Consider the following 11,946-nt stretch of genomic DNA (forward strand, 5'->3'; position numbering starts at 1 on the left):
TAAAAACAGTATAAAGCATCAAAATTATAGGTAAAACCTACCCGGTGTTGATGCTTTATATTTAATTAAAAAACAAAATCAATGGGGTTAAAACCCCGTTACCCTAAAAAAACAAACTAACTCAATGAAAAAGGCTTTTTTTATTCTTGGTATCTGTGCGGTAGTATCTGCCTGTGGTGGCAATTCGGCAAGTAAAGGTGGTAGCGATAGCACCGCTGCTGCAAATCAAACTGCTAAGGCAACTAATTCTGACGCTGATACCAATGCTACAAAAACCGGTACCGAAGGTGCAGGTGGCTCGGCAGGCTCAAGCGCAGGCGAGAAACTGTTAGCAGCTAATGATTGCGGAACTTGTCATAAAGTTGACACAAAAGTTATTGGCCCATCCTTCCAGGATATCGCAAAAAAATATGATGCTTCTGAAGCCAACATTGATATGCTGGCCAAAAAAGTAATTTCCGGAGGTAGCGGTAACTGGGGTACAATGGCCATGACGCCGCATGCCGCACTTGCCGAAAGCGATGCAAAAGAAATAGTAAAATATATTCTTGCACAAAAAAAATAACCCGGATAATTTATCGGGGCAATAAGTTTTAAAAATCAGGCTGATCATTTAATAAACCGGCAAGCAATTGCCGGTTGCTTTTGTTCTGTTTTATAAATTATTAACCGCGCGTAACCAATTATAATCCGGGATTAATACTTCCTGGAACAAACCGATATACAACCATGGAATCAAATCAAAACAGGCGGTCGGCTATAAAAAATATAGTTACCGGTACAGCCGCCATTACCGCGGCCGGTATGTTATCGTCATTTAAACCCGGAGAAAAAGAAATGGGAGTTGATACTGCGTTAAAAGGTAATATTAACCACGCCGTATGCCGCTGGTGCTATGGCGACATGACAGTTGAACAACTTTGCGCCGCCGCCAAAGATATTGGCATAAAGGGCATCGACCTGGTTGGCCCGGCAGACTGGCCTACACTTCAAAAGTATGGCCTGTACTCGTCCATGTGTAATGGTGCCGAAATTAACCTGACCGATGGTTTTGGCGATACGCAATTTCATGCCCAGCTGCATAAAAACTACAGCGAAATGATACCCAAGGTTGCTGCTGCCGGTTATAAAAACCTGATTTGTTTTAGTGGCAGCCGTCGCGGAAAAGACAATGAAACAGGTTGGAATAATTGTGTTGAGGGTTTGAAACCAATGGTTGAGCTGGCCGAAAAGCATAATATTGTGCTTGTGATGGAACTGCTTAATAGCAAAATTGACCACAAAGATTACCAATGCGATAGGGTAGAGTGGGGTGCCGAACTTGCCAAGAGGTTGGGATCAGAGCATTTTAAATTGTTGTTTGATATTTACCACATGCAAATTGATGAAGGCGATGTTATTCGTAACATCCGTCAATACCATCCATATATCAATCATTACCATACCGGCGGCGTACCCGGCCGTAACGAGATTGACGAAACACAGGAACTTTACTACCCTGCAATAATGAAAGCTATTGTAGAAACCGGCCATAAAGGTTTTGTTGCGCAGGAATTTATTCCGAAACAAAAAGACAAGGTGGCTTCACTGCGTAAAGCGGTACACATTTGCGACGTTTAAACCTTATGGTGTAAACACACTCCAACTGTACATTAACCAAACAGAAATACATGACAACCAGAAGAACATTTTTAGCACAGGCCGGTCTACTTTCGGCAGGTGCAATGTTAGCGCCGTCTTTATTATCGGCAAAAGAGAAGAATGGTGCAGGACTGCAATTATATAGCCTGCGCAACGAGTTACCTGCCGATGTAAAAGGTGTTATAGGTAAAGTGGCCAAAGCTGGTTACAAAGAAGTTGAAACCTTTGGATACAACAAGGAAAAAGGCTATTGGGGACTGCCAAGCAAAGATTTTGGAACGCTATTAAAAGATAACGGACTGAGCAGCCCAAGCGGTCACTACGGTTTAGATTCGTTTTTTGGCGAAGGAAAAACCGACGATTTAAAAATGTATATGGAAGTGGCCAACACCATTGGTCAAACTTATATCATAGTACCCTCATTAAACCATAATTTCATAAAAACGGTTGACGACTGCAAAGGCGTGGCCGAAAAAATGAATAAAGCCGCCGAGATATGCAAGGCTTCGGGTTTAAAATTAGGTTACCACAACCATAACTTTGAATGGGCACCTGTTGGCGATACCACATTTTACGATGTAGTACTAAACAATACCGACCCCAAACTGGTTAACATGGAAATGGATTTATACTGGGTGGTACGTGCAGGGCAGGATCCTTTGGCCATTTTTGAGAAACATCCCGGACGTTTTACTTTTGTGCACATTAAAGACAGGGATAAAACCAATGGCAACCTGAATACAGAAATAGGTACGGGCGATATTGATTTTGTAAAAATATTGAGCAAAGCAAAACAGGGCGGTGTAAAACACTTTATTGTTGAGCAGGAAAACTACACCAATATTGATCCTTATGTAAGCATTGCCCAAAGCGCTGCCTACCTGAAAAACACGCTTCACATATAATAAACCAATTATAACATGAGATATTCAATAATATTAACAACCATTTTAGCTGGAAGTTTTTTTATGGCCAACGCGCAAAATGCTAAACCCGAGGATACCGAAATTTGGGAACCAATTCCAAAAGCCGTAGTACCTGGCAAAGTTTTAGGCGATGCACCATCTGATGCCGTTATTTTATTTGATGGCAAAGGCCTTGATGAATGGGTAGATGTAGAAACCCAAACACCCGCTAAATGGACAGTAAAAGGCGATATCCTTACGGTGAACAAAGCCACCGGTAATATCGAAACCAAGAAAAAATTTACTAATTATCAATTACATATTGAGTGGCGTGTGCCTGCAAGCATTACCGGCAGCGGCCAGGCCCGCGGCAATAGCGGCGTGTTTTTAGCTTCATTAGGTAAAGGCGATGCCGGTTACGAATTACAGGTTTTAGATTCATACAACAACAAAACCTATGTAAACGGCATGGCAGGCAGCTTGTACAAACAGGTGATCCCACTGGCAAACCCAGGCCGCAAACCGGGTGAGTGGAACGTGTATGACGTTGTTTGGACAGCCCCTGTATTTAACCAGGATGGTACACTAAAATCTGCCGCAAGGGCAACTGTTTTCTTTAACGGCGTACTTGTTGAAAATAACTTTGAATTACTTGGCCCAACCCAATACATTGGCAAGCCATCTTACGAAGGTAAAGCCCATGGCGCGTCGCCAATAAAGCTGCAAGCTCATGGCGATAAAAGCGAGCCACTTAGTTTCCGCAATATCTGGGTAAGAGAGTTATAAGTAACTGATATTTTATTATTTAAAAAGCTCATCCAGATTTATTTGGATGGGCTTTTTAAGTTTATAATCGCGCACAAAATGCTTCCACGCAAAAAGTCATTTTACCATTCAAGGCCTCGGTAAAAATCTCTCCGCTTTATTCTCATAAAAATACTTATATTGAACTTTTTATTCCATACTGACTTATTAGTATCTAAATAAAACGCCAAAACCAGTTATGGGGCCCCCTCACCTTAATTGATTTAATCTAACCAATTAATTATCAATACGCTATCGATTTGAATATTTACAAGTATTTATTTTTAAGTGTACTGCTGCAGCTTTTTGTCTTAAAAAGTTTTTCGCAGCAGGTCAATCTTAAATTTGAGCACTTTGGAACCCGCGAGGGCTTGTCGCAGGTTAACGTGAGTTGTATTATGCAGGATAGTCGCGGTTTTATGTGGATAGGTACACGCGATGGCCTTAACCGTTACGATGGCTACAGCTTTATAAATTACAAATACAGCGCCATCGATAACAACAGCTTAAGCAGTAATGTTGTAACCGATGTGGTTGAGGATAAACAAGGCAATCTTTGGATAGGCACTTCTATCGGGTTAAATAAGTACGATTTCAAATCCGGGCGGTTTTCACGTTATCAGCACGATAATAAAAATGTTAACAGCTTATCATATAATACTATAAATGACCTGGCCATTGATCATGAAGGCAATTTGTGGATAGGGATGCAAAAGGGGGGCCTCGACTTCTTCGATATTAAAAAAAATAAATTTACACATTATCGCCATTCAGAAACCGATAGCACATCATTGAGTAATGATAATGTGACTATTGTACTGGAAGATTCAAAACACAAACTTTGGGTAGCTACATCAGCCGGGGGATTAAACCTGTTTGATAGAAAGCGTAATTCGTTCAAATCATACCGGCATTCAGATACGGATAACACTTCGATTTCCCAAAATAACGTCACCGCTATTTTTGAAGATAATAGCCAAAGAATTTGGGTAGGTACTATGGATGCCGGTCTTAATTTATTTGACAGCGATAGAGGTACGTTTAAGCACTATCTGCATAGCGATAAACAGGCTGGTACAATAGCCGGCAATACAATCCTGAGCATCGGGATGGATTTGAACAACAACCTTTGGGTAGGATCTGAAAATGCGGGGCTTAGCATCTTCAACTTTCAAACGGGGGCAATCAACACCCACGCTCATGATGATATTGATAAAAACAGCATCAATGGCAATACCATTTACAGCATCTGCCGTGATAGATTAGGCAATATGTGGCTTGGCGCTTTTAGCGGAGGTGTTAACTTGTTTAAGCGCAGTACACAAAGCTTTGATCATTACCGCCACACAGCATCGCCGGCGAGTTTGTCAAATAATTTTGTGCTGTCGCTTTATGAGGATAATGATAAAAATCTTTGGGTAGGCAGCGATGGCGGGGGGAGCACCGTTTTTAACAAAAATGGCAGCGTAAAACAATACATCAAGCAACCCGGCGATGAAAATAGTATTTCGGCCAATTATGTGCTCACCATCAACCAGGACCACCAGGGCGACTATTGGATAGGCACATGGTCGGGGGGCATTTCTGTTTTTAATAAAGGCACAGGGAAGTTCAGGCATTATTTAAATGATCCTGCTAACCCCAATAGCTTAAGCAATAACAATATATACGCGCTAATACATACCCGCGACGGCAATGCCTGGATAGGTACCTATAATGGCGGGCTTAACAGGTTTGACAGCAAAACGAAATTGTTTAAAACCTTTAGGTTTGACGCCCATGATGCCGGTAGCGTGAGCAGCGACCGGATATACTCGCTATTTGAAGACAGCAAAGGAAACCTCTGGATTGGTACCTTTGATGGCGGCCTGAATAAATATAACCCTGCAACAAACTCCTTCACGCGGTTTATACACGATGAAAAAACAAACAGCATCAGCAATAACGGTGTCCCGGATATTTTTGAAGATAGCAAGGGGCGGCTATGGATAAGCACCCTGTTAGGCTTAGACCTTTTTGACCCTGTAACCGGGCGCTTTACCGTTTTCAATACCAAAGATGGCCTGCCCAGCGATATTATTTATGCGGTGAGGGAGGATAAAAAAGGGACGCTGTGGGTGAGTACCAACAATGGCCTTTCTAATTTTGACCCTGTAAAACGCACCTTTAAAAATTATACTGTGGAGGATGGGTTGCAGGAAGATGAGTTTAAATCGCATTCGGCATTGCAAACCAACGATGGTAAATTATACTTTGGCGGCATTAACGGGTTTAACGGATTTAAGCCAGGGCAAATTTTAAAGCCCGCGGGCTTTTCGCCCCTCGTAATTACCGATTTTCAGCTGTTTAATAAATCGTTGACGATAGCGCGTAATGCCCAGGATCCGTCGCCGCTTAAGCAGGAAATTGTGGATACTAAATCCATTATATTATCCTATCGTCAGTCGGTAATAACTATGCGTTATGCTGCGCTTGATTATGCATCGGCTGATAAAAACCACTACAGTTATATCCTGGAAAATTTTGATAAGGAATGGAATAACGTGGGTAGCCGCAATACAGCCTCATATACCAATTTACCTCCCGGGCACTATCAGTTTAAATTAAAATACAAAAACACTGCGGGTAACTGGTCGCCGGTTACACTTGGTTTGCAGATTACCATAGTGCCCCCTTTCTGGTTAACCTGGTGGTTTAAGCTACTGGGACTTTTAGGTATCATCGGCCTGGCTGATGTTTTTTTCAGGTATCGTATTATGCTCGAAAAAAAGCAAAAAGTGGTATTGGAACGTTTGGTTGAGGAGCGCACCGATAGCCTGACCAAAATGACCATCGACGAACGGATTTCGCGCGAGGCCGCCGAAAAGGCCCGCGAGGAGGCCGAAAAAGCAAAAGAGGATGCTGAAGCTGCCAACAAGGCAAAAAGCGTTTTTCTGGCTACTATGAGCCATGAAATCCGTACGCCTATGAATGGCGTAATTGGCATGGCATCGCTGCTGGCCAGCACGAGCCTTACTCCAGAGCAGGAAGAATATACCGAAACAATAAAAACAAGCGGCGATGCCCTGTTGACGGTGATTAACGACATCCTGGATTTTTCTAAAATCGAATCCGGAAACATGGAAATTGAGGAGGAAGATTTTGATTTGCGCGAATGTATAGAAAGCGTATTGGACGTTTTTGCCGAGAAATCATCGCGCTCGAATCTCGATCTGGTATACCAGGTGCAGCACGATGTACCGGCTCAAATAGTTTCCGATTCGTTACGCTTGCGGCAGATATTGATAAACCTGGTGGGTAACGCTATTAAATTCACCACGCAGGGCGAAGTATTCATCAGCGTATCAGTTAAAAGTAACCAGGACGACGTACTAGAATTGCTGTTTAAAGTACGCGATACGGGTATCGGTATTCCCGAGGATAAGATGGAGCGCCTGTTTAAAGCCTTTTCCCAGGTTGATTCAAGCACCACCCGAAAATATGGCGGTTCGGGACTGGGGCTGGCCATTAGCGAAAAGCTTGTTAAAATAATGGGTGGCGAGATCACTGTAAAAAGCGAGGTTGGTATAGGCACAACCTTTGCCTTCAGCATTAAAACAAAAATAGGTAACAAGGCCAAACGCAATTATGTGTACCAGAATCTTGCCGAACTGGAGAATAAGCGCATCATGGTTATTGATGATAATTTAACCAATCGCGAGATTATGGAAACGCTGCTGCGCCAATGGAAATATGAGCCAGTGATGGCATCATCGGGTGCCGAAGCTATTAAACTATTGACGCATGCTGCCGCTGTCGACCTGGTAATAACAGATATGAAGATGCCGGGCATGGATGGTGCACAGGTAGCAAAAGAAATTAAAAAGCAATGGTCGGCCTTACCCGTAATCCTGGTAAGCTCGGTAGGTGGCGAGCATCATAAAAACGAAGCAAACCTATTTGACGCCGTATTGACCAAACCCGTAAAACACCATGTGCTGCACAAATTGGCTACAGAACAATTAAAGAAGCTTACGCCTCAAAAAAAAGATGCACAACTTACCCACTCCCAGTTTTCGGAAGAGTTTGCAAAGCGGTACCCCATGCGTATTTTAATTGCCGAGGATAATGTTATTAACCAACGGCTGGCAATCCATATTTTAACAAAAATGGGATTTACCCCGGACCTGGCCGAGAATGGACATGAGGCAGTTAACGCGTTAATGGCTAAAGATTATGATGTGATACTGATGGATGTGCAAATGCCCGGCATGGATGGGCTTGAGACCACCCGCTTCATACGGCAGAATATGGCCACACAACCACTTATTATAGCCATGACGGCAAATGCACTGCCCGAAGACAGGGCTGCCTGCCTTGAGGCAGGTATGGATGATTATTTGAGCAAACCTATGAAGCTTTTGGATATTATGGATATGCTGGAAAAATGGGGTAAATACATTAATAAAATGCCCGGAAATTAAAAGTTTGAATCTATATTTACGAAATTTTAAGTATTCATGAAAACACAACTTACCCGTACACTTACCTTGGCTTTTGGCTTCCTGCTTTTGGCTTTTAGCTTATCTGCCTCTCCAAAAAGGTATTATTATGAGCTTAAAGTTTACCACTATAAAACAGTGGATCAGGAGGCTAAAATTGAGCATTATTTAAAGGATGCTTATTTGCCGGCGCTGCACAGGGCAGGTATACCCAATGTTGGTGTATTTAAACCCGTAAAACAGGACACTGCGGATAGGCGTATTTATGTTTACACTCCGTTTACCAGTTTAGATAAACTTACAGGTATTGATAAAAAATTACAGGGCGATACCCAATATTTTACCGATGGCGAGGAGTACATGAACGCCGATTATAAAGATGCCCCTTATTCACGTATCGAAATTATGATACTGCACGCGTTCCCCGGTATGCCGGCGCCCTCTGTTCCCCTGCTTACAGGTAATAAAGCAGACAGGGTTTACGAACTCAGAAGCTATGAAAGTCCTACAGAAAAATATAACTACAATAAAGTACGAATGTTTAATGACGGCGACGAAATCGGGCTGTTTAAACGCCTTGGTTTTAACGCGGTTTTTTACTCGGAGGTAGTATCGGGCTCGCATATGCCCAACCTGATGTACATGACTACTTTTGAAAATAAAGAAGAAAGAGAAAAGCACTGGGCGGCGTTTGGTAGCGATGCGTATTGGAAAACCCTTTCGGCAAAAGCCGAGTACCAGCACAATGTATCGAAAGCCGATATTTTCTTTCTTTTTCCGACGGACTACTCAGATTATTAATACCCATCCGGCAAACAAAAGGTGCACTATATGGTTGTAAATGGAATTTAATTGCAAATATATTTTTTGTTATAAAAATTATATTAGTTGTTGGTAAAAATTTACAGCAATTCCGGTTGATGCTACACCATAATTACAAATTTTTAGAAGGCAGTGGCGAAATGGCTACCCTGATCAGGGAGCATGATTGGTCGCAAACATCCATAGGCACGCCTGATAAATGGCCGGTTAGCCTGCTAACAACCATTGGTATAGTTTTAAATTCCCGGTTCCCGATGTTTATGTACTGGGGGTCGGAGCTTGTTTGTTTTTATAATGATGCCTATCGCCCCAGTTTAGGTGTAAATGGCAAACATCCACAATTTTTAGGTCAGCCTGCAAAAGTATTCTGGTCTGATATATGGCATGTTCTCGAACCGCTTATTCAGCAGGTATTATCGGGCGGCGGGGCAACCTGGCATGAAGATCAATTGATACCGTTTTACCGTAACGGTACCACCGAAGATATTTATTGGACATTTAGCTACAGCCCTGTTTTAGATGAAACCGGTAATCCGGGCGGCATTATAGTAGCATGTACCGAAACAACCGAAAAGGTGCTTGGCCTAAACCAGATTCGCGAAAGCAAACAGGAATTGGAGTTTGCAATAGATGCAGCCGAATTAGGTACCTGGGACCTTAACCCATATAACAATAAGTTTATAGGCAATAACCGGCTTAAAAGCTGGTTTGGCATTAAGCCCGAAGCTGAAATAGACCTATCCCTGGCCTTGAAGGTAATAGCCGATAAAGACCGCTACAGAGTAGCAAGCGCTATTGAGGAAGCTTTGCAACCATCGTCAGGCGGCAAATATGATACAGAATATACCATTATCCACCCCGAAACAAAAACAGAACGGATAGTAAGGGCCAAAGGAAAAGCACTTTTTGATGAAAATGGTACGGCCGTACGCTTAAACGGCACGCTGCAGGATATAACGGAAGAGGTAGTGGCCCGGATAGAACTTACACGAAGCGAGCAGCAATTTCGGGCTTTGATATTGCAGGCGCCGGTAGCAATAGCCGTATTTAAAGGGCCGCATTTTGTTGTTGAGGTAGCAAACGAGCCCATGTACCAGCTTTGGGGCAGGGGACGCGACCAAATTATGGGGAAGCCTATATTTGAGAGTCTGCCAGAAGCGCAGGGACAAGGTTTAGAAATACTATTGGAAAACGTATACCTCACGGGCGAAAGATTTGAGGCCCGGGAACACCTGGTAATGCTGCCGCGTAATGGAAAGGTTGAGGTAACCTACATTAATTTTGTTTATGAGCCATTGCGCGATAACAACGGTATAACTGGTGTAATTGGTGTGGCTTCGGAAGTTACAGAACAGGTAATTGCCAAGCGTAAGATTGAAGACGCCGAGGAGCGGGCCCGGCTTGCCCTTGATGCGGCCGAGATGGGCAGTTTTGACTATAACCTGGTCACAAAGCAAATTATAGGGTCGGATCGCCTTAATGCGATATTTGGGTTGCAAGGAGTTCCTGAGCATGAGGATTATTTGAGAAAGCTTAAAGCAGATGATCAACACGTAAGGCTCAAGGCATTTGAAGAAGCCTTAAAAACAGGCCACCTGTATTATGAAAGCAGGCTAATTTGGGATGACGGCAGCGTTCGCTGGATTCAAACGGAAGGCAAGGTTTATTTTGATGAAGATAACAAGCCAGTGCGTTTGCTGGGTACAGTGCTTGATGTAACCCAGGAAAAAGAATATAGCGAGGAGTTGTTGAAAATTAACCAGCGCCTGGAGATTGCTTTGGAAGCTGGTAGGTTGGGGTCATATGAACTGGTTATAGATACAGGTTTAATGACCTGCACAGCACAATTTAAAGCCAATTATGGTTTGAATAACGAAGCTGAGTTTGAGTTTGAAGATCTTATTACTTTAATTCTGCCTCAATACCGCGATGGCGTTAAACAAAAGATGGATGATGCCATTACAAATCACAGTGTATACAATATAGAATACCAGGTGCAATGGCCCGATGGATCAACTCATTGGATAAATGCATCGGGCAAGGCCAGGTATGACGAAGTTGGCCGTGCTACAATTATGGTAGGGGTTACTTTTGACATTACTGAGCAAAAACTGCTGCAACAGCAAAAAGACGAATTTATTGGCATTGCCAGTCATGAACTCAAAACGCCGGTAACCAGTATTAAAGCTTATACGCAGGTGCTTGAGCGCATGCTGACTCAAAAAGGTGATACGCGTGAAGCCGCGATGATTGGTAAAATGGACGCCCAGTTAAACCGTCTCACCAGCCTTATTGCCGATTTGCTTGATGTTACCAAAATAAACTCGGGCAGGCTGCAATTTAACTATACCTGGTTTGATTTTAATCAATTGATAGCCGAAGTTGTAGAGGATTTACAACGCACTACACAAAAACATACACTTATTGAAGATATGCAGCAAACAGGAAAAGTGTATGCCGATCGTGAAAGGGTAAGCCAGGTATTGGTCAATTTAATTACCAATGCTATCAAATACTCGCCTCACACTAAGGAAATTATTATTAGTACACGAAAAGAAAATGACGAGGTGTTAGTGGGCGTACAGGATTTTGGCATTGGTATCTCCAAAGAAAAACAAGAGCGGGTTTTTGAGCAATTTTATCGCGTTAGCGGCGTAAAACAGCATACTTTCCCCGGTTTGGGACTTGGTTTATACATATCTTCAGAAATTATAAAACGTGAGGGTGGTCGTATTTGGGTTAATAGTGCAGAGGGTAAAGGCTCTACTTTTTATTTTGCCCTTCCGGTGCAAAAAAGTTAAAATGATTGTAAGTGAAATTTAATAAGAAATATTCCTAAAACTGCTAACGTAGGCTTGATTTTTGCTGTGAAAATTGTATAAGTGGGAAATTTAAAAAAAATCATGATAGCGGACGATGATCCGGCGATTGTGGACGCGGTAGAGATTATACTGGATTTTGAAGGATACGAGGTTTCGTCGACCGTTAATGGTGCTACGGTGTTGGATATGAAAACAGAATTTCCAGACTTACTTTTGCTTGATATATGGATGTCTGGCTCAGATGGCCGCGATATTTGCCGCGAACTTAAACACCGGTTGGATACCAGGGCAATTCCCATTATTATGATATCTGCCAGCCGCGATATCGAACGTTCTGCGTACGAAGCAGGTGCCGATGATTTCCTGGCCAAACCCTTTGAAATTGATGACCTTTTGGGAAAAATAAAACGATTGTTATAAGTAAAAAATCCTCTATTAACAGGCGGTACATCGTACTATTAACAGAGGATA

7 protein-coding genes and 2 pseudogenes are annotated in these 11,946 nt (G+C 42.6%); all 9 read left to right on the top strand.

All coding sequences use genetic code 11. From position 1 onward, the window contains the following. The first annotated feature begins 124 nt into the window (after positions 1–124). Positions 125–565, top strand: coding sequence for a c-type cytochrome (locus tag AC1DU2_RS11605; RefSeq protein ID WP_477359651.1), 441 nt, complete (start codon positions 125–127; stop codon positions 563–565). A gap of 164 nt (positions 566–729) precedes the next feature. After that, positions 730–1,620, top strand: a complete 891-nt coding sequence (locus AC1DU2_RS11610) for a hydroxypyruvate isomerase family protein (RefSeq protein ID WP_477384528.1) — start codon at positions 730–732, stop codon at positions 1,618–1,620. Between the two features lie 50 nt (positions 1,621–1,670). Further along, the gene (locus tag AC1DU2_RS11615; RefSeq protein WP_477359645.1) at positions 1,671–2,546 is read left to right on the top strand and encodes a sugar phosphate isomerase/epimerase family protein; all 876 of its coding nucleotides are present in this window, start codon (positions 1,671–1,673) and stop codon (positions 2,544–2,546) included. A 15-nt stretch (positions 2,547–2,561) separates the two neighbouring features. Next, positions 2,562–3,332 carry a 3-keto-disaccharide hydrolase gene (locus AC1DU2_RS11620; RefSeq protein WP_477359642.1) on the top strand — a complete coding sequence of 257 codons (771 nt, stop codon included), beginning with the start codon at positions 2,562–2,564 and terminating at the stop codon, positions 3,330–3,332. 278 nt (positions 3,333–3,610) lie between these two features. Further along, complete coding sequence (locus tag AC1DU2_RS11625) at positions 3,611–7,813, top strand: hybrid sensor histidine kinase/response regulator (RefSeq protein WP_477384530.1); 4,203 nt, start codon at positions 3,611–3,613, stop codon at positions 7,811–7,813. A gap of 36 nt (positions 7,814–7,849) precedes the next feature. After that, positions 7,850–8,632: an NIPSNAP family protein gene (locus AC1DU2_RS11630; RefSeq protein ID WP_477384532.1), complete on the top strand. Its 783-nt coding sequence runs from the start codon at positions 7,850–7,852 to the stop codon at positions 8,630–8,632. A gap of 281 nt (positions 8,633–8,913) precedes the next feature. Then, positions 8,914–10,764, top strand: a pseudogene (locus AC1DU2_RS11635) (PAS domain-containing protein); the annotation flags it as partial. 72 nt (positions 10,765–10,836) lie between these two features. Then, positions 10,837–11,454 (top strand): annotated as a pseudogene (locus AC1DU2_RS11640) (sensor histidine kinase); the annotation flags it as partial. 102 nt (positions 11,455–11,556) lie between these two features. Further along, a complete protein-coding gene (locus AC1DU2_RS11645; protein WP_477359633.1) occupies positions 11,557–11,895 on the top strand; it encodes a response regulator in 339 nt (112 codons plus the stop codon). Positions 11,896–11,946: the final 51 nt, after the last annotated feature.

The organism is Mucilaginibacter sp. P4_C11 (assembly GCF_056402115.1).

Bases quoted from the DNA above. Each gene is read 5' to 3' on its own strand.
- AC1DU2_RS11615 (WP_477359645.1), top strand. From the start codon at position 1,671: ATGACAACCAGAAGAACATTTTTAGCACAGGCCGGTCTACTTTCGGCA.
- AC1DU2_RS11630 (WP_477384532.1), top strand. From the start codon at position 7,850: ATGAAAACACAACTTACCCGTACACTTACCTTGGCTTTTGGCTTCCTG.
- AC1DU2_RS11645 (WP_477359633.1), top strand. From the start codon at position 11,557: ATGATAGCGGACGATGATCCGGCGATTGTGGACGCGGTAGAGATTATA.
- AC1DU2_RS11620 (WP_477359642.1), top strand. From the start codon at position 2,562: ATGAGATATTCAATAATATTAACAACCATTTTAGCTGGAAGTTTTTTT.
- AC1DU2_RS11610 (WP_477384528.1), top strand. From the start codon at position 730: ATGGAATCAAATCAAAACAGGCGGTCGGCTATAAAAAATATAGTTACC.
- AC1DU2_RS11605 (WP_477359651.1), top strand. From the start codon at position 125: ATGAAAAAGGCTTTTTTTATTCTTGGTATCTGTGCGGTAGTATCTGCC.